Source organism: Polynucleobacter necessarius, assembly GCF_900095195.1.
GTDB classification, from domain to species: Bacteria; Pseudomonadota; Gammaproteobacteria; order Burkholderiales; family Burkholderiaceae; genus Polynucleobacter; species Polynucleobacter necessarius_G.
Window position 1 is genome coordinate 424,566 of sequence record NZ_LT606950.1, and the last position, 21,367, is coordinate 445,932.

General features: G+C 48.0%; 17 protein-coding genes and 3 pseudogenes. 11 read left to right on the plus strand and 9 right to left on the minus strand.

Going from position 1 to position 21,367, the window contains the following annotated elements:
• Nucleotides 1-80 precede the first annotated feature (80 nt).
• Entirely contained in the window at nucleotides 81-1,751 is a 1,671-nt protein-coding gene (gene metG, locus BQ1619_RS02385) for a methionine--tRNA ligase (RefSeq protein ID WP_114662046.1), read from the minus strand.
• 114 nt (nucleotides 1,752-1,865) lie between these two features.
• On the opposite strand from metG, the gene BQ1619_RS02390 reads away from it, so the two are divergent.
• The 3 genes from BQ1619_RS02390 (at nucleotide 1,866) to BQ1619_RS02405 (ending at nucleotide 5,972) form a co-directional block, all read left to right on the plus strand.
• The gene (locus tag BQ1619_RS02390) at nucleotides 1,866-2,678 is read left to right on the plus strand and encodes a formate dehydrogenase accessory sulfurtransferase FdhD (protein WP_415066241.1); all 813 of its coding nucleotides are present in this window, start codon (nucleotides 1,866-1,868) and stop codon (nucleotides 2,676-2,678) included.
• A 40-nt stretch (nucleotides 2,679-2,718) separates the two neighbouring features.
• Nucleotides 2,719-3,285 carry a dCTP deaminase gene (dcd, locus tag BQ1619_RS02395; protein WP_114662047.1) on the plus strand — a complete coding sequence of 189 codons (567 nt, stop codon included), beginning with the start codon at nucleotides 2,719-2,721 and terminating at the stop codon, nucleotides 3,283-3,285.
• A 437-nt stretch (nucleotides 3,286-3,722) separates the two neighbouring features.
• Nucleotides 3,723-5,972, plus strand: coding sequence for an arginine/lysine/ornithine decarboxylase (locus BQ1619_RS02405; RefSeq protein ID WP_114662049.1), 2,250 nt, complete (start codon nucleotides 3,723-3,725; stop codon nucleotides 5,970-5,972).
• A 56-nt stretch (nucleotides 5,973-6,028) separates the two neighbouring features.
• Here the strand turns inward: BQ1619_RS02405 and BQ1619_RS02410 are convergent, their stop codons facing one another.
• Genes BQ1619_RS02410 through argH form a run of 3 tightly spaced genes read right to left on the minus strand, consistent with a single transcriptional unit; the run spans nucleotide 6,029 to nucleotide 9,526 of the window.
• Nucleotides 6,029-7,558: a TRAP transporter large permease gene (locus BQ1619_RS02410; protein ID WP_114662050.1), complete on the minus strand. Its 1,530-nt coding sequence runs from the start codon at nucleotides 7,556-7,558 to the stop codon at nucleotides 6,029-6,031.
• A complete protein-coding gene (locus BQ1619_RS02415) occupies nucleotides 7,555-8,106 on the minus strand; it encodes a TRAP transporter small permease subunit (RefSeq protein WP_114662051.1) in 552 nt (183 codons plus the stop codon). The genes BQ1619_RS02410 and BQ1619_RS02415 overlap by 4 nt, the downstream gene beginning before the upstream one ends.
• A gap of 1 nt (nucleotide 8,107) precedes the next feature.
• Entirely contained in the window at nucleotides 8,108-9,526 is a 1,419-nt protein-coding gene (gene argH / locus BQ1619_RS02420; RefSeq protein WP_114662052.1) for an argininosuccinate lyase, read from the minus strand.
• Between the two features lie 43 nt (nucleotides 9,527-9,569).
• Between argH and hemC the strand changes: the two genes are divergently transcribed.
• Nucleotides 9,570-10,547: a hydroxymethylbilane synthase gene (gene hemC / locus BQ1619_RS02425; protein ID WP_114662053.1), complete on the plus strand. Its 978-nt coding sequence runs from the start codon at nucleotides 9,570-9,572 to the stop codon at nucleotides 10,545-10,547.
• Between the two features lie 12 nt (nucleotides 10,548-10,559).
• A complete protein-coding gene (locus BQ1619_RS02430) occupies nucleotides 10,560-11,384 on the plus strand; it encodes a uroporphyrinogen-III synthase (RefSeq protein WP_114662054.1) in 825 nt (274 codons plus the stop codon).
• A gap of 319 nt (nucleotides 11,385-11,703) precedes the next feature.
• Here BQ1619_RS02430 and BQ1619_RS08945 read toward each other — a convergent pair whose 3' ends face one another.
• Both BQ1619_RS08945 and BQ1619_RS02440 read right to left on the minus strand, forming a co-directional pair.
• Nucleotides 11,704-11,970, minus strand: a complete 267-nt coding sequence (locus BQ1619_RS08945; protein ID WP_197711826.1) for a chorismate--pyruvate lyase family protein — start codon at nucleotides 11,968-11,970, stop codon at nucleotides 11,704-11,706.
• A 2-nt stretch (nucleotides 11,971-11,972) separates the two neighbouring features.
• The gene (locus BQ1619_RS02440) at nucleotides 11,973-13,427 is read right to left on the minus strand and encodes a DEAD/DEAH box helicase (protein ID WP_114663477.1); all 1,455 of its coding nucleotides are present in this window, start codon (nucleotides 13,425-13,427) and stop codon (nucleotides 11,973-11,975) included.
• Nucleotides 13,428-13,680: 253 nt separating this feature from the next.
• On the opposite strand from BQ1619_RS02440, the pseudogene leuE reads away from it, so the two are divergent.
• Nucleotides 13,681-14,313: pseudogene (gene leuE, locus BQ1619_RS09550) on the plus strand (leucine efflux protein LeuE).
• A 42-nt stretch (nucleotides 14,314-14,355) separates the two neighbouring features.
• On the opposite strand, the pseudogene BQ1619_RS02455 reads toward leuE, so the two are convergent.
• Together BQ1619_RS02455 and BQ1619_RS08600 are read right to left on the minus strand one after the other, a co-directional pair.
• Nucleotides 14,356-15,542 (minus strand): annotated as a pseudogene (locus tag BQ1619_RS02455) (aldehyde dehydrogenase family protein).
• A 72-nt stretch (nucleotides 15,543-15,614) separates the two neighbouring features.
• Nucleotides 15,615-15,875, minus strand: coding sequence for a hypothetical protein (locus BQ1619_RS08600; RefSeq protein ID WP_162784549.1), 261 nt, complete (start codon nucleotides 15,873-15,875; stop codon nucleotides 15,615-15,617).
• Between the two features lie 49 nt (nucleotides 15,876-15,924).
• Between BQ1619_RS08600 and msrA the strand changes: the two genes are divergently transcribed.
• Nucleotides 15,925-16,497, plus strand: a complete 573-nt coding sequence (msrA, locus tag BQ1619_RS02460; protein ID WP_114662057.1) for a peptide-methionine (S)-S-oxide reductase MsrA — start codon at nucleotides 15,925-15,927, stop codon at nucleotides 16,495-16,497.
• 7 nt (nucleotides 16,498-16,504) lie between these two features.
• Here the strand turns inward: msrA and pdxH are convergent, their stop codons facing one another.
• A complete protein-coding gene (pdxH, locus tag BQ1619_RS02465) occupies nucleotides 16,505-17,140 on the minus strand; it encodes a pyridoxamine 5'-phosphate oxidase (protein WP_114662058.1) in 636 nt (211 codons plus the stop codon).
• Between the two features lie 22 nt (nucleotides 17,141-17,162).
• Here pdxH and BQ1619_RS02470 point away from each other — a divergent pair, with 22 nt between their 5' ends.
• The 4 genes and pseudogenes from BQ1619_RS02470 to BQ1619_RS02485 all read left to right on the plus strand — a co-directional run bounded on the left by BQ1619_RS02470 (nucleotide 17,163) and on the right by BQ1619_RS02485 (nucleotide 21,351).
• Nucleotides 17,163-17,927, plus strand: coding sequence for a tRNA threonylcarbamoyladenosine dehydratase (locus BQ1619_RS02470; RefSeq protein ID WP_114662059.1), 765 nt, complete (start codon nucleotides 17,163-17,165; stop codon nucleotides 17,925-17,927).
• Nucleotides 17,928-18,248: 321 nt separating this feature from the next.
• Nucleotides 18,249-19,575 (plus strand): annotated as a pseudogene (locus BQ1619_RS02475) (amino acid permease).
• 9 nt (nucleotides 19,576-19,584) lie between these two features.
• Complete coding sequence (gene ald, locus BQ1619_RS02480; protein ID WP_114662060.1) at nucleotides 19,585-20,703, plus strand: alanine dehydrogenase; 1,119 nt, start codon at nucleotides 19,585-19,587, stop codon at nucleotides 20,701-20,703.
• A 72-nt stretch (nucleotides 20,704-20,775) separates the two neighbouring features.
• Complete coding sequence (locus BQ1619_RS02485; RefSeq protein WP_114662061.1) at nucleotides 20,776-21,351, plus strand: TMEM165/GDT1 family protein; 576 nt, start codon at nucleotides 20,776-20,778, stop codon at nucleotides 21,349-21,351.
• The last annotated feature ends 16 nt before the right edge of the window (nucleotides 21,352-21,367 follow it).

Genomic DNA, 21,367 nt, shown 5'->3' on the forward strand with positions numbered 1-21,367 from the left:
AATTCAATAACTTATAGCATTAGTGACAAAAGTTATTTGGGGACTACGACCACTATTATAGGTGCTTTTTAGGCCTATTTTTACAAGTTTGCAGCCAATAAAGCCTCAATTTGGGGGGCTTCCACCCGGGTCATTAGGTGCTTGTAGGTCTTAATGGGGTTTTTGCTGGATAGAGGGGTGCTGATATCGCTCCAAGATTGCGGGGCCAGGGATAAGAAATCCTCCACGCCAGCAGCGACGTTCGGAATGACGAGCTTGAGATAGATGCTGAGCATCCTAAAGGCTTCTAAGGTGATGCTACAGACTTTTTGTAAATCAGCTTCACGCGCTGGATCTTTAGCGATTTCCCAGGGCTTGTTTTCATCGACAAAACTATTGACCTTATCGGCCAACTCCATGATCAGACGTAATGCTTTTGCGTATTCGCGTGATTCATAGAGGACGGCCACTTTTTCGCTATTACCAGCAATTTCCTTGAGAAGCGAATGATTCATGGCGTCATCGGAAACCAATCCATTGAATCGCTTCACCAAGAAACCCGCACTACGACTGGCGATATTGATGTACTTACCTAAAAGATCGCTATTAATACGTGCAACAAAGTCTTGAAGATTCAAATCCAAATCTTCCATACTGTCATTGAGCTTGGTTGCAAAGTAATAGCGGAGCCACTCTGGATTGAAGCCACACTCAATGACACTGTTAGCAGAAATTAACGTGCCACGGGACTTGCTCATCTTCTCGCCATCAACCGTTAAAAAGCCGTGAGCGAACACGTTTGTTGGAGTGCGATATCCTGCAAATTGCAACGTGGCTGGCCAAAATAAGGTGTGGAAATACAAGATATCTTTGCCGATGAAATGGTACTGCTCGGTAGTAGTATCTGGCTTGACCCATTCCTCAAAATTGATGCCTTTAGACTGGCAGTAATTGAGGAAACTGGCGTAATATCCGATTGGCGCATCCAACCAGACATAGAAGTATTTACCAGGCGCATCAGGGATTTCAAAGCCGAAGTAGGGGGCATCGCGCGAGATATCCCAGTCGCCAAGCTTGCTCTCGCCAGGAACGCCAACCCATTCCTTCATTTTGTTACGCGCCTCAGGTTGCAGCGGTGTTTTAACTTGGGTCCATGCGCGTAAAAATGCCTCGCAACGGGGATCCGATAACTTAAAGAAATAGTGATCTGAAATCTTTTTGATGGGCGTTGCGCCGCTAACAACAGAAAATGGATTTTTTAGATCGGTTGGAGAATACGTGGCGCCACACTTTTCACAGTTGTCACCGTATTGATCTTTAGCGCCGCACTTAGGGCACTCTCCTTTAATAAAGCGATCTGGCAAAAACATTTCTTTGACAGGATCGTACGCTTGTTCAATTGCGCGCTTTTCGATCAAGCCTGCATCACGCAGTTTGATGTAAATACTTTGCGCTAGTGTTTCATTCTCAGGGCTATCAGTGGTGTAGTAGTTATCAAACGAGATTAAGAAGTTATCAAAATCTCTTTTGTGCTCTTTCCAGACATTAGCAATGAGTTCTTTGGGTGTAAGACCTTCTTTTTTAGCGCGCAACATGATGGGGGTGCCATGGGTATCATCAGCGCCGACATAATGAACCTCGTGACCACGCATCCGCTGAAAGCGCACCCAAATATCGGTCTGGATATATTCCACTAAATGACCAATATGGATCTGGCCATTGGCGTAGGGCAGGGCGGAAGTAACGAGGAGGCGACGCTGAGGGTTGCTCATGTAAAGCGGTCTTTAATCAGAAATATCAGGGTTTAATTCGTATCTAAACTGCCATTATGCGGGTTCGAGCGGTAATTTTAGTCTGCGGTTAAAGTAAAAGCCCAAATCGTGTCGATAAGTCTCGATAAAATTGAGTTAACCCTTTCCTCCTTTAGAAGGCGCCTCATATCAAAGCTAACGCATATCCCTGGCGAACGCCCTTTAACTATTTATCTTGATAAGCGTGAAGTCGTCACATTGATGACTTTGGGGAGTGCTCCTGAGGCTCTGGTCTTAGGTTATCTCCGGAACCAGCGTCTAGTGGAGTCGCGGGAGGATATTGAAAGCATTCAGGTTGACTGGGAGACAGATTCTGCTGCCGTAAAGACACGTCGAAAGACGGTAGATATTGATGCTTTAACGAGCAAGCGGGTGGTCACCACGGGGTGTGGTCAGGGCACGATGTTTGGTGGCCCGATGGAGGAGATGTCCGAGATTCGTTTGCCAGATGGCCCCAAGCTAAGCCAAGAGGCCATCATTACTTTAGTGGATGCCATTCGTGCGCATGACACGATCTATAAGAAATCTGGCTCAGTTCATGCATGCGCCGTGTTTGAGCGCGAGGGTGAGCATGGTGTGAAGTTGCTCCACTTGATTGAGGATGTTGGGCGCCACAATGCTGTGGACTCGATCTCGGGCCTCATGTGGCTTGCAAATCGGCCTGGCAAAGAGCTGATCTTCACCACCACGGGGCGACTTACTTCCGAGATGGTGATTAAGGGTGCGCAGATGGGTATTCCATTCCTACTCACCCGCTCGGGCGTGACCCTGATGGGCTTAGAGTTAGCGCGTAAAACGAACCTCACCATCCTCTCCAGCTGCTCGGGCAAACATTTCGAGATCTACAACGCTCCTGAGCGGGTGGTTTTTACCCCCAACCCCACATAAATTCATGGGCAGTTGGGGTCTAAGGTTTTACAATTCGCCCATGACTATTAAATCTGACCACTGGATCCGCCGCATGGGCGAGCAAGGCATGATCAGCCCATTCAAACCTGGGCAAATTCGCCAAGATGCTGCCGGCAACAAAATCGTGAGCTATGGCACTTCAAGCTACGGCTATGACATTCGTTGCGCAGACGAATTCAAAATCTTCACTAATATCAACAGCACGATTGTGGACCCTAAGAATTTTGATGAGCAATCGTTTGTGGATTTCAAGGGCGATGTTTGTATCATTCCGCCAAACTCATTTGCGCTGGCAAGAACGATGGAATATTTCAAGATTCCACGGAATGTATTAACAGTCTGCGTTGGTAAGAGCACGTATGCGCGTTGCGGCATCATTGTGAACGTGACCCCATTTGAACCAGAATGGGAAGGTTATGTAACCCTAGAGTTTTCTAACACAACACCATTGCCTGCAAAAATTTACGCAGGTGAGGGTTGTGCTCAAGTTCTCTTCTTTGAGAGCGATGAGGTGTGTGGCACCTCTTACAAAGATCGCGGTGGCAAGTATCAAGGCCAACGAGGCGTCACTCTACCCAAGACCTAAGACGTGCGGTAGTGCGTAAGTTTCCGTTTAGTCACCGCCCAGTGCGGATTAATTTAGACGAGTACCGCGCTACCCTCTCGCGCACGGAGAGGGCGCGCCCAGAAAACAGTTTCTACCATTGGTTGCTTGGCACTAGTTGGGTAAAATTCTTGTTGTTGGTGGTACAATGCACAGTGTCGATGAGCTGTGTCCCTTAAGGAGTACCTAGAAATACTGCCGTTGAACAACAGTGGCATCTCCTGATCACCTTTACGGGCTACCACGAGAGTCTCGTAAACCAGGTTTATGCCCGACATGTTTACTTACCAAGAGATGTACAGCAAAATGCATTTTTTGTTAAAATTGTCACAGTCCCGCTAGATGGCGGCCGTATTATTGTTAGCCAATTTTGATAAGTGGATTCCGAGTCCATCGGATAAGCAAGCAGGGGAGTTTTTATGAAATTTCGTTTTCCGATCGTCATTATTGATGAAGACTTCCGCTCCGAGAATATTTCGGGTTCCGGTATTCGTGACCTTGCAGAGGCTATTGAAAACGAAGGCATGGAAGTTATCGGCCTAACGAGCTATGGCGACTTAACGTCATTTGCGCAACAGGCTTCCCGTGCATCCACTTTTATTGTCTCGATAGATGATGAGGAGTTTGTGTCGGACTCTGAAGATCATGATCTGCCAGCATTAAATAACTTGCGTGCATTTATTACAGAAGTGCGTAAACGCAATGAGGATATTCCAATCTTCTTATATGGCGAGACCCGCACCTCACGTCATATGCCGAATGACATATTGCGCGAATTGCATGGCTTCATTCATATGAATGAAGACACTCCAGAATTTGTTGCACGTCACATTATTCGTGAAGCGAAGGTCTATCTGGATTCTTTGGCACCACCATTCTTCCGTGCGTTAACCAATTACGCATCAGAGGGTTCGTATTCATGGCATTGCCCCGGGCACTCGGGGGGCGTAGCATTCTTAAAGAGCCCAGTGGGTCGTATGTTCCACCAATTTTTTGGGGAGAACATGTTGCGGGCCGACGTTTGTAATGCCGTGGAAGAATTAGGCCAGCTGCTAGATCATACTGGCCCAGTATTGCAGAGTGAGCGCAATGCAGCGCGAATATTCAATGCTGATCATTTATTCTTTGTTACCAATGGCACATCGACCTCTAATAAGATTGTCTGGCACTCGACTGTGGCTCCTGGCGATGTCGTTTTGGTTGACCGGAACTGCCACAAATCGGTAATCCATTCCATTACGATGATGGGCGCCATCCCCATTTTCTTGATGCCAACCCGCAATCACCTCGGTATCATTGGTCCGATTCCAAAAGAAGAATTTGAGTGGAAGAACATTAAAAAGAAGATTGATGCCAACCCATTTATTAAGAATAAGGATGTGGTTCCGCGCGTTATGACTCTGACGCAAAGCACCTATGACGGAATTGTCTACAACGTCGAGATGATCAAAGAAATGCTCGATGGCAGGGTGGACTCACTACACTTTGATGAGGCTTGGCTACCCCATGCCGCATTCCATCCGTTTTATAAAGATATGCATGCGATTGGGTCTGACCGCAAGCGCACCAAGAAGAGTTTGATGTTTGCGACCCAGTCGACCCACAAATTATTGGCGGGCCTATCTCAAGCATCTCAAGTATTGGTGCAAGATGCGGAAGAAACAAAATTGGATCGCGATTGCTTCAATGAAGCTTACTTGATGCATACCTCAACCAGCCCGCAGTACTCAATCATTGCCTCTTGCGACGTATCGGCCGCCATGATGGAATCCCCTGGCGGAACGACATTGGTTGAAGAATCCATTGCAGAAGCAATGGATTTTCGCCGTGCCATGCGCGAAGTGGGTGATAAGTTTGGCGCGGATTGGTGGTTTAAGGTTTGGGGTCCAGATCATTTAGCGGAAGAGGGCATCGGTGAGCGCTCGGATTGGGTATTGGAGCCTAATGCAAGTTGGCACGACTTTGGCAAGCTCGCCAAAGATTTCAACATGCTGGATCCGATCAAGGCGACGATTGTTACTCCAGGCCTGGATATTGAAGGTAACTTTGGTTCGATGGGGATACCTGCCAGCATCGTGACGAAATACTTGGCTGAGCACGGCGTGATTGTGGAGAAATGCGGTCTGTATTCGTTCTTTATCATGTTCACGATTGGTATTACCAAGGGTCGTTGGAATACGCTGGTGACCGAGTTACAACAATTCAAAGATCACTTTGATAAAAATGCTCCTCTATGGAAAGTTCTGCCAGAGTTTGTTGCAAAACATCCTCGATATGAGCGCGTTGGCCTCAAAGATATTTGCCAACAGATTCATGAATTCTATAAGAGTCGCGATGTGGCACGCATGACAACCGAAATGTATACCTCCGATATGGAGCCAGCGATGATGCCATCAGATGCTTGGGCGACGATGGCACACAAGGAAGTTGAGCGCGTACCGTTAGATCAGTTGGATGGCCGTGTAACCGCAATGTTGGTTACGCCATATCCTCCAGGTATTCCGCTGTTGATTCCAGGCGAGCGTTTTAATAAGCGAATCGTGGATTATCTCTACTTTGCAAGAGACTTTAATGAAAAGTTCCCTGGCTTTGAGACCGATATTCATGGATTGGTAAAAGGCGAGGTGGATGGACGTAGTGAATACTATGTCGACTGCGTCAAGCAGTAACCCGCTATTGGTCTAAGCTGTTACTGCTGCATCAAAGCCCCGAGTTTCGGGGCTTTTTAATTAGCAGGCTTATCCAATTGGAAGGTCACTGGCGCATCTTCATCAACCTTGCTTGCAGGTGATTCCGATTTACATTCTTCACTGATGAAATTGAAATCCTGACTCTGCACAACGGCTGCAGGCTTATCTAGGAAGGTGGTCACGAGTGCTGGGAATGCCATAACCACGGCAACCATAACCAGTTGTAGAACAACCCAAGGCAAGGCGCCCCAATAGATATCGCTACTTTTCACCTCTTTTGGCGCAACCCCTCTTAAGTAAAACAGGGCAAAACCAAATGGTGGATGCATAAATGAAGTTTGCATGTTGACGCAAAGCATTACCCCAAACCAAACCAGTGCTGCGCTTGCTGCAGCTTGTGGATTGCCGTTCATCGACTCTAGTAACACCGGTGAGAGCAATTTGACCGCTACAGGAGCGAGCATTGGCACAACAATGAAAGCAACTTCAAAAAAGTCTAAAAAGAATGCCAAGAAAAAGACAAATAAATTCACCACAATTAAGAAGCCTACCCAGCCGCCTGGCAGACTTGAGAACAGTTCCTCTACCCAACGACCACCATCAACGCCTTGAAAGACAACGGAAAAGCATGTGGAGCCAATTAAGATAAATACCACCATTGCCGTAATACGCATAGTGTTTTGGTAAGCCTCCTGAATCAACCCTTTGAGGTTTGGAATGCTAGCCTTTCTCAGCCAGGCGAGTAATAAGGCACCCATCGCACCCATCGCACCTGATTCGGTGGGGGTGGCGATACCGGTCATGATGGTGCCAAGCACTAAGAAGATCAGCACTGCTGACGGAACAATTCCCAGTAAGCACTGTTGCCATAAAGCCCAGCCTCTCAGTATTAAGTCGCCCTCAGGAACGGGCGGTAAATCGTTTGGCCGAATACGGGACAGGAAAAAGGTGTACAGCGCAAAGAGAGCAATCTGCAGAATGGATGGACCCCAAGCGCCCAGATACATGCTGCCTACATCCGCACTACCGCTTTGAGTTTTGAGTTGGTCTGCGAGAACAATTAATACTAACGATGGCGGCACCAATTGCGTAATGGTGCCTGAGGCCGCTAATACGCCGGTAGCGTAGCGCATGTTATAGCCGTAGCGCATCATGACGGGGAGCGAGATCATCGCCATAGCAATAACCTGGGCTGCTACCGTTCCCGTGATGGCACCCAAAATAAAGCCCACAATAATCACGGAGTAACCCAGGCCGCCGCGTACTCGCCCGAAGAGTTGACCCATGGAGTCCAGCATCTCTTCGGCTAGACCGCAACGCTCCAGAATGGCGCCCATAAAGGTAAAGAATGGAATAGCTAACAACAAATCGTTGGCGAGTACGCTCCCAAAAATGCGTTGCGGGATGGCTTGCAAAAATGCCATGCCAAAAAAGCCTTCACTGATCGCAATCGCGGAGAAAAACAATCCTGCTGCCATTAAGGAGAACGCGACTGGGAAGCCAATCAACATAAAGATGACTAAGCCGCCAAACATGAAAGGGGGCATCCACTCCAATGGAATCATTGCATTGGCTTTTCGTAATGGAGATCTTCAGTGGGCAGGGTAGTTTCTCCGTTGAGTGCCCCGATTCGTTTGATGATTTCTGATAGACCCTGAAGGCTCAACATAAAGAAGCCAAACGGTACCACAAACTTAATTGGATAGCGAGCTAAGCCCCCTGAATTGAGGGAGCCCTCTGCCATCAACCATGAGAGATAAAAGAGGCTGGTCCAGGATAAATAGGTAAACAGACTGCAAGCGGGCATCAAAAAGCAAGCTAGACCAAAGAGATCAACCCAAATGCGACCTCGATCCGATAAGTCTGAGTAGATTAAATCCACGCGCACGTGTTCATTGCGCTTGAGGGTATAGGAAGCGCCCAGCATGACTGCAGCGCTAAATAGATACCATTGAAGTTCTAGTGGCCAGTTATTGCTCATGTCTAGACCGTAACGCAGAATGGCATTAACAGCAGAGACTACGCAAGAGAGCAAAATCATGATGCTGGCAGCACTGCCCAGCAGTTGATTTACTCGGTCAATGCTCTCGGAGAGCTTGAACCAAAAACCCATCTTAGAGGGCAGCGCGGCCCCGCTTAATGGCAGCGAGAACTTGTGAAGGGGCGGTACCGCCAGCATGTTGACGGGATTTCACAGAGCCATCGACTGTGAGTAATGCAAATACATCGTCACCGATCAGCTCAGGGCGATTGTCAAGTCCGCAGGCAAAGCGCAATTCGGAGAGGCCGAGATCTGTGAGCATGCAGTTTCTGCCAACACAGGCTTTCACTGCATGGGCAACCGCTTCATGGGCGTTACGAAAGGCGAGACCTTTTTTGACTAAATAGTCTGCAAGATCGGTCGCAGTTGCAAACCCCTCTTCCGCCGCTGTTTTCATGACCTCGGCTTTCACTTCAATGTGAGGAACCATGTCAGCAAAAATGCGTAGGGTATCTTGTACGGTATCGACCGCATCGAACAAGGGCTCTTTATCCTCTTGATTATCTTTGTTGTAAGCCAAGGGCTGACCCTTCATTAAGGCCAGTAATGAAATTAAGTCGCCATAGACACGGCCAGTTTTGCCACGCGCTAGCTCAGGAACATCGGGGTTTTTTTTTTGCGGCATGATCGAGCTGCCCGTGCAAAAGCGATCTTGCAAATCAATAAAACCAAAGCGTGGGCTTAGCCAAAGAATTAGCTCTTCGGAGAGGCGTGAAACATGCATCATCAAAATTGATGCAAACGCGCAAAATTCAATCGCAAAGTCACGATCAGAAACGGCATCTAAGGAGTTGTTGCAGATCCCATCAAATCCCAACGTCTTAGCAACTTGCTCGCGATCAATTGGATAGGTAGTGCCCGCAAGAGCGGCAGCGCCAAGGGGTAAACGATTAAAGCGCGTGCGCAAGTCCGCTAAACGACTAGCATCGCGACTAAACATTTCGTAATAGGCCATCAAGTGGTGGCCAAAGGTAATGGGTTGAGCAACCTGTAGGTGAGTATGACCCGGCATGATGGTCTGTGCATGTTTCTCGGCAAGATCCAAAAGTGCTGTGCGTAAAGTTTTTAATGTTGTTGCAATTTCATCAACACTGCCGCGCAACCAGAGACGTAAATCCGTCGCCACTTGATCGTTCCGCGAGCGTCCTGTATGCAAACGTTTGCCTGCGTCACCCACCAACTCCGTGAGACGTGCCTCGATATTCAGATGCACATCTTCCAATGCGAGTTGCCAGTGAAATTCACCAGCTTCGATTTCGCCCTTAATTTGAGCCATACCCTTTTCAATATCTGCTAAATCCTGGGCGCCGATGATTTTTTGGGCAGCTAGCATCTGGGCGTGAGCTAATGAGCCTTCAATATCGACTAGGGCAAAGCGTTGATCAAAACCAATCGAGGCGGTATAGCGCTGGACGAGTTCGTCAACGGGTTCAGCAAAACGGGCTGACCAAGCTTGGGCCTTATTGGCAAGGGAATTTTTAGATGAGCTCATAAACACAGTATATTGGTGTAGGTCCTTGATTATTTTAAATGTTATGTCCCAAACCCTGAATTCTTCATCCCCATCCCCTGGTCTAGAAGCCCCTAAACGGCTTGTTATTGCCTCTAGAGAAAGTCGGCTAGCAATGTGGCAGGCCGAACATGTCCGGGATTGCCTGAAAAAGCTCTACCCAGGGTGTGATGTACAAATTTTGGGGATGACGACTCGGGGTGATCAAATTTTGGATCTCGCTCTCTCCAAGGTGGGTGGAAAAGGCCTTTTTGTTAAAGAATTGGAGACTGCGCTGGAAGACGGTCGCGCGGATTTGGCGGTGCATTCTCTAAAAGATGTACCTACGGTGATGCCAGAGGGTTTTGAATTGGCTTGTGTCATGGCCAGAGAGGATGCCCGTGATGCATTTGTTTCGAGTGATTATGCGAGTCTCGATGATTTGCCTAAAGGCGCAGTGGTGGGAACCTCGAGTTTGCGACGTGAGTCCGTTTTACGCGCTAGATTTCCTCATCTCGTGATTCAGCCATTACGTGGAAATTTGGATACGCGGATGAGTAAGCTGGATCGTGGCGAATACCAAGCCATCATTTTGGCTGCTGTTGGATTGAAGCGGCTGGGCTTGGAACCCCGTATTCGTGCTTATTTGCCATACGATCCGTACACGCCTGCTGCAGGACAGGGCGCGCTTGGTATCGAGACGCTGAGTCAGCATCCCAATATTAAGCAATGGTTATCTCCGCTAAATGACTTATCCACTTTATATGCAGTATCTGCTGAGCGCATGGTGTCACGTCAGTTAGGTGGCTCCTGTGAGGTGCCGCTAGCAGCCCATGCCACTTGGAATAAAGAGCATTTGCAAATTCAATCTTTTGTCGCTGGCACGGATGGCAAAGCCATCTGTTTAGCAAAATGGAGCGCTAAAGTCTGCTCTATTGCAGATGCGGAAGCATTGGGTTTAGAAGTCGCAAAGGACCTCCTCGCACAGGGTGCTGCAGAGTTAATTCCCAAGATTGCTAAATAACTATTACCAAAAATGAGCATCAAAACCATTGTCATTACTCGGCCCAGCGGTCAGGCACGACAGTTCATTGAAGTACTGACAAAAGCGATTGAGCAAGCGGGTATTGCAAAACGAAGTTTTGCACAAATTTTGTCTTTACCCTTGTTAACGATTATCCCTAAGGATGACGAGCAATTGGCCGATCACATTGCCACAGTTCTGAATCACGCTGACTTGGCAATTTTTGTTAGCCCCAACGCTATTGAATCGGTCATGCGTTTGTTAGAGCGGAATTGGCAAGATTTTTCTAAGAACATTATTCCTATTGGCGTTATGGGTTGTAGTAGCGCCATGGCATTGAAGAACCATGGGATCGGTTTGGAAGGCTCTCCCACCCCAATCTATATGCCGAGTAGTAATGAACAATGGGATTCAGGGGGTCTGTGGACGGTGTTACAACGCTTGGATTGGGATTGGACCACCAAGAAAGTCATCTTTTTTAAAGGTGACGGCGGCCGTGATTGGCTAGCAGATACGATCAAGAAAGCGGGCGCTGCTGTAGAGGCTATTTTGATCTATACGCGAATGCCATTAGATGTAGCGAATCCTGCCTGGCTCGCTGTACGAGAAATGGATATTTCTAGATCACTCTGGGTGCTCACATCATCCGAAGCAGTGCGTTATCTCGGTCAAGTTACCAAGGATGAATTGCCGCAAGGTTTACAACATGCCAGTGCGCTATGTCCGCATCACAATATTGCTGATGCTGCGCGGGCAATAGGTTTTGGTGAAGTATTTACTTCGGAGCCAGGAGATGAAGCGCTCATTAAGGCTGCACTTGCTTGGCTGACAATTTGACGTTGAGTATCTAAGCTACCGAGTACGTTAGTAGAGCAGGCAAGAAAATCTCATTGACTAGGATGGGGTGCCCCTTTAGGCGATAGAGGGTTCGACGAGCCCATAACGGTGATGGTAGGCATTCACACTGTTTAGAACACTTTTTCCATAATGCACTGCTTTTATCCAAGCGCGATATGTATGTCGCGCGGTGGTTTTGCTTTTGAATGCATGCGTGATTTCGCAAAGAGTACAGCACCCAAGGGTTTTGTGCCAAGGCGCAGGATGGAATGATTGCTGCCACTTGAGCTGAGTGTCGGTATTACGCTGTGCGCCATAACTAAGGCACACCATCGGCGCAAAGCAATACTTCCCGAATGCGACACCGTCGAATCTGAAAACGAAAATAGCGACTTTCATCTCTATTTAACGTTTGAGGGCAGTCGCGCAAAACCTGTACTTGCAGTTTTTGACCAATCGCTTTCTCAATTTTTTGCGTGAGTGATCCAGTATCAATCAGCCATGGTTGCCACTCACGTGGTGCCCGATGAATTCCACCGGAACCGACTCGATTCCATGCAGAACGGAGACGATTACGGTGAATCATTTTTAGTTGCCACTAAAGTTGCGACGTTGGCCGCCAGGCCTCGGTTTTGCGAATCGCGGACCTGCTGGGCGCTTTGGGTGTGAATCCGCAGAACGGGCAGGGCGAGAATCTGCAGAGCGAGCTGGACGAGAATCGCCAGAACGATTGCCACCCGAATTGCCGCCACCAAAGCGAGATTCAGAGCGTGCACCGGAGCCGTAGCGGCCACTACCGCCACCACCAGAACGGCTTCCAGAGTGGCCACCAGGGCGTCCACCACCAAAGTTTGGTTTGACTTGTGGTTCAAGGCCGGCAATCACCGAAACGACAATATTTTGTTGCGTGAAGCGCTCAATATTGCGAATCTTGGCGCGATCGCGGTGTCCCACTAGGGTAATTGCAACGCCATTGCGACCAGCACGACCGGTACGACCAATGCGGTGTGTGTAGTCTTCTGGTTTCATGGGCAAGCCAAAATTAATCACGTGACTAATGCGGGGCACATCAATACCGCGAGCAGCGACATCGGTGGCCACCAAAATCTTGGTGTGACCTTTGCGTAAAGACTCTAGACGACGCATGCGTACTGCTTGAGGCATAGCGCCATGTAATGCGGTAGCTTCATAGCCGTTTGCACGCAAGGTATCTGCAATCTTTTCACTTTCCACTTGGGTGCTGGCAAAGACAACCGCTTGATCCAACGAGGCGTCCGCCAAAATGTGCTCCAGCAATTTGTGCTTATGAGACATGCTATCAGCCCAGTGAAGCTTTTGCTCGATATTGGCATGCTTTTCACCGGCGTGAGTAAGCTCAATACGCTTTGCATCGGTAGTTAATTCGTTGGCCAAGGCCATAATGCTGGGTGCGAAGGTCGCAGAGAACATCAAGGTTTGCTGGCGATTTGCGCAACGCTTATCAATCGTTTCTAGGTCTTCCGAAAATCCCATATCGAGCATGCGATCAGCTTCATCAATGACTAATTGTTGAACGTCGTCAAGGCGAATGGCTTTGCTATCACAGAGGTCTAATAAGCGACCTGGTGTGGCGACAACCAGCAATGCACCTTTAAGTGCTTGAATTTGTTTGCCGTAGGGCATGCCACCCATCACAGTGGCAATGCGAATCCCTTTGACACCGCGAACAAAGTTGACGGCATCAGCTGCAACCTGTTGGGCTAACTCGCGCGTAGGGCAGAGCACCAATACTTTGGGTTGTGCGCGACCTGGTACAGGCGAGTTGTTTGGGTTGCTCTCGATCAATTGGTTAATCAACGGCAATAAAAACGCTGCGGTCTTACCGCTACCGGTTTGACTGCTGACCAATAGGTCTCCGCCAGCAGTGGCTGCAGGAATAACCTGAGCTTGCACTGGTGTTGCTTGGGTAAATCCCAATTCAGCAATGTTTTTAAGTAGTGGTGCCGCGATGGCGAAGTTCTGGAATTCCGATCCAGTATGTTTTGTTTCTTTAGAAAAAGTCATGCTATTACCCACCCCATTTATGGGGCGTCTCCGTATGTTGCACCAAAGGTTTTATTGGATGCGATGGTCAAAGGCATCGACCATCAGACAAGCGGCAGCGCGTTTATGTTGTTTGTTTAGAAGTTGTATGACTTCAAAACGATGCGCTGAAATAGAGCTGGGGGCGATGAATAAAATTGCTTAAAAAGCTTCTCATTATGACAGTTTGAGAGTGCGATTACAAGGGTTTTCCCGAATTAATTAAGATATCGAGATGGATTGGACTGCTTTTAGCCTGTTATCCCCCGCAAATGCTGGAATCGTCGACTTCTCAAGTTACTTGCTTTGGACGCTATTCATCATATTGTTGCCTGGACCAAATTCACTTTATGTCCTGAGCGTTTCTACGCAACAGGGTTGGCGCTCGGGAGTGTGGGGTGCAATCGGAATATTTATGGGTGATACGGTGTTAATGCTTGCAGTAGCTCTAGGCGCTGCATTGCTATTAATCTCATCGCTTTTGCTCTTTCAATTGGTTCGAATTGCTGGAGTATTTTATTTAGCCTGGATGGGTATTGGCTTATTGCGCAGTGGTCTGCATCGTTGGTCACAACAATCTTCTTCATGACACAACAGCGTATCGGATGTTTCTGCGCGTCTCATGCAATTGCACCCACTGATTGCAGCGCTTTCACTTTCGCTAACCAACCCCAAGGCAATCCTTTTCTTTATTGCTTTCTTCTCGCAATTTATCCGCCCTGATTTTCCAAATCCGGGGCTAACGTTTATTTACCTTGCGGTCGTATTGCAAATGATGAGCATGGCTTATCTAGGCGCATTAATTTTCATTGGCCAAAGTTGCTCGAGATACTTTGTTAGTCACCCGAGGCTCTCAGGGAGTCTTTAGGTTCTGACGGGCTTGCTGTTTATGGGTTTTTCTATCCGCTTGCTAATGACGCAGATGTAATGCGTTATCAGAGATAGCGCAAAAGCCATTCCACTTTTTTCCGTAGGGCGGCCGAACCATCTTGGTACCCTTGAATAGATTGAGGCCTAAGAAACCCTGAACCTCGAGAACAGACTTTTGATGGCTGAAGGTATCAAACCCCTCTTTGCCGTGATATTTTCCGATACCGCTGGCGCCTACTCCCCCAAACGGTAGATCATTAATTGTGATGTGCAGCAGAGTGTCGTTAATGGTGACGCCGCCAGAGTGAGTTTCGTTCAGCACCTTTCTAAGGTTGACTTTATTCTTGCCAAACCAATAGAGGGCGAGAGGGTGAGAACGCTCATTAACAAACTGGATCGCAGCCGCAGTATCTTTGACGGTCAAGATTGGCAGAATGGGGCCAAAAATTTCTTCTTGTAGAATTAATGAGTCAGGTTGAACATTGGTAATTACTATTGGCTCGAAACGGCGTGCACCTGCCCTGGGATTGTTGAGTAATGGGATTCGCTTTGCACCACGATCGAGTGTATCGATCACTAAATGATTCCAATAGTGAAGCTGCCGTTCATCGGTTGGACCCGTTAGCTCTTCTGGATTGCTGAATTGAGTTTGTGCAGCGTGTTGGAGTTCTTTAATGAATGCCTCTTCTTGGCTAGATTCAATCAACACATAGTCTTGGGCAATACAGGCTTGTCCACCATACAGGCTTGTCCACCATACAGGCTTGTCCACCATACAGGCTTGTCCACCATACAGGCTTGTCCACCATACAGGCTTGTCCACCATACAGGCTTGTCCACCATTGAGTAGCTTTCCATAAATAATGGCTTGGGCTGCATCTTTTAGTTTTGCCGACGAGTCAATGATGACTGGCGTTGTGCCACCAAACTCTAATGTGATGGGGGTGAGATTTTCTGCTGCTGCGCACATCATTTTTTGCCAATCGCGCCCGATCCGGCGAAGAATAGGTGGTCAAAGGGTAGAGCAGAGAATTGTTCCGCAACATCGGGACCACCCGGACTGACACAGAATTCTGAAGGATGAAAATACTCCTGAATTAACGAAGCTAAAAATCCTGAAGTGCGTGAACTGCGTTCAGAGGGTTTGAGCCACACCCGATTGCCGGCTGCAAACGCAGCAATAGCGGGAACCAGTGCCAATTGGACTGGATAATTCCACGGGCTCAAAATTCCTACAACCCCTAACGGTTGACTTTGAACCCAGGCTTGCGAACTTCCAAGATGAATGGGAACGTCTCGCTATGAAGGTTTCATCCACTCTTTCAGATGCTTGCGGGTGTACTGACATGCTTGATAAATCATCTGGCATTCTGCAAGACGGGTCTCGATTGGATGACGCACGCCAAAATCTGCGGCGAGTGTTTTGCAAAACTTTTCTTCATTGGCCTCCACCATTTTTTCGATGCGGGCAATGCGTTCCAACCTTACTTCTAATGTGGGATTTGGTTCGGCAGCGTAGGCAGCCTTGATTTCATCGAATTGAATGGTGAAGCGATTCATAACGGAGTGCTTTTCAAAAATGATTGCAATAAAGCATTAGGATAAAGCTGTGATAGATACTTTTGATAAAAATTCCTCTTCCTTAGAGCGTGCAACCCTTGGTGGCGGGTGTTTTTGGTGTCTTGAAGCTGTTTATCAACAGATCCATGGGGTCAGTAGCGTGGTCTCTGGCTATGCAGGCGGTGAGTCTCCAAATCCAAGTTATGAAACTGTTTGCACTGGAACCACAGGGCACGCTGAGATCGTGGATATCGAATTTGATCCACAGATCATTTCGTTTCGGGACTTACTGGAAATTTTCTTTGTAATTCACGATCCAACAACATTGAACTACCAGGGACATGATCACGGCACGCAATACCGCTCAGTGAGCTTTACTCACGGTGATGAGCAGAGCAAGATTGCCCATGAAGTGGTATGCGAACTCGAAGACTCAAAAATTTACTCAAATCCAGTAGTGACGCAAATTAAAGCGGCGCCTGCAATTTATCCTGCTGAGGACTATCACCAAAATTATTTTCAGCAGCATCCCAATCAAGGGTATTGTGCGGCTTTGGTTGCACCAAAGTTAGCGAAATTTAGAGCCAAATTCAAATCGCTGATCGCCCCCAAATACGCCTAGGAGCGCATTACGGTGCGAGTCTACTAATGCCCCAATGTGTACTATTCAGTTTGTAGTGAATGCGATCGTGCAGGCGTGATGGTCTGCCTTGCCAAAATTCGATTTTGGTAGGGCGAAGGCGGTAGCCACCCCAATGCGCTGGACGCGGTGGGGTATCGCCAAATTCTGCCTGAAAGCGTTTTTCGGCCTCCTTTAAAAACTCACGGTTTGGAATGGGGGCGCTTTGGGGAGAGGCCCAAGCGCCAATGCGAGATGCTGGTGGACGAGAGTGGAAGTATTGATCGCTCTCTTCGGGGCTAACACGTTCAACCACCCCCTGGATGCGTACCTGGCGTTCTAATTCATGCCAATGAAAGAGCATGGCCGCTTGCGGGCGAACAGCGAGGTCTTTTCCTTTTTGACTCTCGTAATTGGTAAAAAAGGTAAAGCCGTTTTCGTCGGCGCCTTTTAGTAAGACAATACGTGCTGATGGATTGCCAGCCTTATCTGCGGTTGCCAGAGTCATGGAATTCGGTTCTGGACACTCCGCTTTGACTGCTTGATCAAACCAAAGCTGAAACAGTAGCAAAGGTTGCTGTGGAACTTCGGATTCTGAGAGTTGCCCGAAGGTGTAGTTTTTGCGAAGTTGAGCAATGGAGTCCATTTATTCAGTATAAAGAGAAGCTATGGCAGAACACAAGATTGAAGACGGAGACAATGGCGGGCTAGAGGAGCGTCGTTTTAGGGGCGTTTCTAGGCTCTACGGCTCCGAGTTGCGTGCGCGTTTTCGGAATGCGACTGTCGTGGTCGCGGGCTTGGGTGGCGTTGGTTCATGGGCGGCAGAGGCGTTGGCTCGCACTGGAATTGGTCATTTGGTGTTAGCGGACTTTGACCACATTGCTGAGAGTAATACCAATCGTCAGTTGCATGCTATTGAAGGCCAGTTTGGAAAAGCGAAAGTCGAAGCCATGACGCAACGCATACTACAGATTAATCCTGAAATTCAATTCACTGCACATGATGAATTTTTGGGGCCGGATAATTTAGATCGCATCATCCCGAGTAATGCCTATGTGCTTGATGCTACGGATTCTGTTCAAACCAAAATTGCACTGTCTGTTTGGGCAAGACAACACAATCGTGCTTTAGTGATGTGTGGAGCGGCAGGCGGTAAGACTGATCCTACTGCAGTGCGCTGTGCCGATCTGTCACGTACGGAGCAAGATGCTTTATTGGCAAAAGTCCGCCAAGGCCTCAGGCAAGATCATGGATTTTCGAGAAATCTAAAACACAAAATTGGGATTCGAGCGATTTATTCGCATGAGCCACGAGCGGGCGCATCGACTGGGGGTCTAGCCTGCTCGGGCTATGGCTCAACGGTGATGGTGACAGCAGCGTGTGGCCTTGCTGCGGCAGCTGAGATTTTGAATTGGATTGGCGAAGATCGGTAAGACATTTCAGTAGGAATAAATTCCATAAATTGCACCAGAAATTCTTAAGGGGATTCCCTGTAAGAAATTACTGATTCTGTTGCAGTCATTGCGGATAAATTCTCAGAATATTTCCTAACTTGTAAGGAGTTGCAGAATTTAACTTCTCCATTTCTATTCTTTTAATCACTTTAGTTATTTAATGCCCCTAGTGCATTGGAAGAGTCCTCCCTAGACTTTGCCTCGTTGGTAAATCGCCAATGACAAACTGAAAGGAGGTCTCTTTTGTAGACTGAACACACTGGCTTGAAGCGCCACCTTAAAGCAAGGCATATCCGATTAATGGCCTTGGGTTCAACGATTGGCGTTGGATTATTTCTGGGGTCTGCTAGCGCCATACAACTAGCTGGACCTTCCATCCTCTTGGGATATTTATTGGCAGGAATCGCGGCATTCATTGTCTTGCGTACCTTGGGTGAAATGGCGGTGCATGAACCGGTAGCCGGATCATTTGCTGCTTACGCCAATACCTATATTGGTCCTTGGGCTGGATACATTGTGGGTGGGGGTATTGGACCTATTGGATTGTGGTTGGCATTGCCGAGGTCACTGCCGTTGGAATTTATATGGGAATTTGGTTTCCCGAAACGCCTCAATGGATTTGGGCGCTGTCATCTATTGTGATGAGGGGACTCATTAATCTGATTGCGGTCAAGGTATTTGGTGAGCTTGAGTTTTGGTTTGCACTCATCAAGGTCATCGCCATTATTGCCATGATCACGCTGGGTGGCTTGGTCATCTTGTTTGTGTTCACAAACAACTGGCAGCCGATTGGTTTAAGTAATCTATGGCAGCATGGCGGATTCTTTCCGAATGGTATGGGTGGCATGCTGCTCTCGCTACAAATGGTTTTGTTTGCATACGTTGGTATCGAGATGATTGGTTTATCTGCAGGTGAGGCGGAGAATCCCAAGAAAACCATCCCGATGGCAATTGATTCATTGGCATGGCGCATTTTGATTTTCTACATGGGCACGATTCTGGTGATCTTGGCCATTTTTCCTTGGAATCAAGTAGGTCAGCAGGGTAGCCCATTTGTGGTGATGTTTGAGCGCATCGGTTTACGCGAAGCTGCGGGGTTAATTAATTTTGTGGTGATTACTGCAGCCCTATCATCGTGTAACGCGAGCATTTTCAGCGGCGGGCGTCTTCTGTATGCCCTGTCCTCAAATGGTTATGCTCCGGCACCATTTGCCAAGTTATCGAAATATGGCGTACCCCATCGAGCTGTGATGGCAACCGTCGCTGTTTGTATGCGGGAGTCGTACTCAATTACTTTGTGCCTGATAAAGCTTTTCAATACATCATGGCAGCAGTGACATTTGTTGGGCTAATGGTTTGGATTGCCATTCTGTTGACCCAAATGCAATTTCGTCGCTCTTTAACCAAGGCGCAAGTTGCGGAACTGGGTTATAGCGCACCCTGGTGGCCTTATTCCTCGTGGTTTGCTCTGGCATTAATTTTGTTGGTGGTGGTGCTCATGGGTTTTCATGAGGATGCGCGGATGGCCTTGATCTTAGGTCCGTGTTTATTGGGGGTGTATCTGGCGATGTTTTATATCGTGGGTTTACACCGTAAAACAAAAACAAGTCGTGAATTTAAATCCTAGGAGATAGTGATGATTATTGGCGCTCCACAAGAAGTGAAAAATAATGAGTTTCGGGTTGGTCTGACTCCCGGCAATGTCAGGGGTTTATGTCAGCAAGGACACTCCATCTTGATTCAGCGTGGAGCTGGTGCGCAAATTGGATTGAGTGATGAGTCTTATCGTATGGCTGACGCCACTCTCATTAATAGTGCTGCTGAAGTATTTCAGAAAGCGGAAATGATTGTGAAAGTGAAAGAGCCTAAGCCACAAGAATGCGCCATGCTACAAGAGGACCAACTGTTATTCACCTACTTGCATCTCGCGCCAGATCCCAAACAAACGGCAGTTCTTCTTGCTTCAGGCGCAACCTGTATTGCCTATGAGACAGTCACCGCCATGAACGGTGCCCTCCCATTGCTAGCGCCAATGAGTGAAGTGGCGGAGCGGATGTCCATTCAGGCGGCTGCAGCACATCTGGAAAAAACCAATGGCGGTTTGGGAGTCTTAATGGCAGGTGTACCGGGGGTATCTCCCGCCAAGATCCTCATTTTGGGCGTGGGAGTGGTGGGTCGTAACGCCTTGCAGATAGCGGTGGGTATGGGTGCAGATGTCTGCATTTTTGATCGGGATATTGATCGTTTGCGACAGATTGATCTCTTTTATGGCAATCGTGTTCGGATCTTTTATTCGGACAGTTTATTGGTCGAGTCTGAAATTGGCGAAGCGGGTGTAATGATTGGAGCGGTACTGTTGCCGGGGGCGGCCGCACCAAAGCTGGTTACAAAAGAGATGGTTAAGAAGATGAAAGCCGGTGCGGCGATTGTAGACGTCGCGATTGATCAGGGTGGTTGCTTCAAGACATCCAAACCCACGACGCACGCTGATCCAACCTTTTTAGTTGACGGCGTCTTGCACTATTGCGTCGCTAATATGCCGGGAGCGGTGGCGAGAACGTCTACTTTTGCGCTAACGAATGCAACCTATCCGTATATCGAGGCATTGGCCAATCGTGGTTTCGTGCAAGCGCTATCAACGGATCACCATCTGCGAAATGGCCTTAGTATCCATAAAGGCGTTTTAACATTAGAGCCAGTAGCCCAAGCGCAGGGGCTGGAATATGCATTGGCGGAGGATTTGCTGGCAGCGTAATGCGATTTATGGAGGCTTGTCACAGTGAGGATATAAACTCACCCCATTGTTAATGTCTTTCTGAATGGCCTCATGGATTTTTCTGCCTTAACCCTTTCCGCTGGTGTCGTTGCATTGGCGGAAATGGGTGACAAAACCCAATTGCTATCGTTGATGTTGGCCGCTCGGTATCCGCGGCAATCGTTGGCGATTATCCTTGGAATTTTTATTGCCACCATCGCTAATCATGCAGGTGCTGCGCTCTTAGGTCATTGGCTGATGACCTTGGCCTCGCCGGATGTCATGCGTTGGATTCTAGGTGTGAGTTTTTTAGGGCTTGGACTATGGCTATTGGTACCAGATCACATTGATGATGCGAAGGGATCTAAGGTGGCGGATCGAGCCCTGCAAGTATTTATTCTGACCGTAGTGTTATTTTTCTTGGCCGAAATGGGAGATAAGACACAAATTGCCACCATTGCTCTGTGTGCTCGTTATGAAGATGTCGTTTCGGTAACCATCGGCACCACCTTGGGGATGATGTTGGCTAATGCCCCAGCAGTTTGGATTGGGCAAAAATTCACACAACGTATGCCGATTAAATGGGTGCATGCTGTCGTCGCCGTCTCTTTTATTCTGATTGGGCTTGCTACTCTCATTTGGGGTTAGATCTCTTCAGCATAGG

Excerpts from the sequence above, each read along its gene's own strand:
- metG (WP_114662046.1), bottom strand. The coding sequence starts at position 1,751 with ATGAGCAACCCTCAGCGTCGCCTCCTCGTTACTTCCGCCCTGCCCTAC.
- dcd (WP_114662047.1), top strand. The coding sequence starts at position 2,719 with ATGACTATTAAATCTGACCACTGGATCCGCCGCATGGGCGAGCAAGGC.
- BQ1619_RS02405 (WP_114662049.1), top strand. The coding sequence starts at position 3,723 with ATGAAATTTCGTTTTCCGATCGTCATTATTGATGAAGACTTCCGCTCC.
- BQ1619_RS02410 (WP_114662050.1), bottom strand. The coding sequence starts at position 7,558 with ATGATTCCATTGGAGTGGATGCCCCCTTTCATGTTTGGCGGCTTAGTC.
- BQ1619_RS02415 (WP_114662051.1), bottom strand. The coding sequence starts at position 8,106 with ATGGGTTTTTGGTTCAAGCTCTCCGAGAGCATTGACCGAGTAAATCAA.
- argH (WP_114662052.1), bottom strand. The coding sequence starts at position 9,526 with ATGAGCTCATCTAAAAATTCCCTTGCCAATAAGGCCCAAGCTTGGTCA.
- hemC (WP_114662053.1), top strand. The coding sequence starts at position 9,570 with ATGTCCCAAACCCTGAATTCTTCATCCCCATCCCCTGGTCTAGAAGCC.
- BQ1619_RS02430 (WP_114662054.1), top strand. The coding sequence starts at position 10,560 with ATGAGCATCAAAACCATTGTCATTACTCGGCCCAGCGGTCAGGCACGA.
- BQ1619_RS08945 (WP_197711826.1), bottom strand. The coding sequence starts at position 11,970 with ATGATTCACCGTAATCGTCTCCGTTCTGCATGGAATCGAGTCGGTTCC.
- BQ1619_RS02440 (WP_114663477.1), bottom strand. The coding sequence starts at position 13,427 with ATGACTTTTTCTAAAGAAACAAAACATACTGGATCGGAATTCCAGAAC.
- BQ1619_RS08600 (WP_162784549.1), bottom strand. The coding sequence starts at position 15,875 with ATGAATCGCTTCACCATTCAATTCGATGAAATCAAGGCTGCCTACGCT.
- pdxH (WP_114662058.1), bottom strand. The coding sequence starts at position 17,140 with ATGGACTCCATTGCTCAACTTCGCAAAAACTACACCTTCGGGCAACTC.
- BQ1619_RS02470 (WP_114662059.1), top strand. The coding sequence starts at position 17,163 with ATGGCAGAACACAAGATTGAAGACGGAGACAATGGCGGGCTAGAGGAG.
- ald (WP_114662060.1), top strand. The coding sequence starts at position 19,585 with ATGATTATTGGCGCTCCACAAGAAGTGAAAAATAATGAGTTTCGGGTT.
- BQ1619_RS02485 (WP_114662061.1), top strand. The coding sequence starts at position 20,776 with ATGGATTTTTCTGCCTTAACCCTTTCCGCTGGTGTCGTTGCATTGGCG.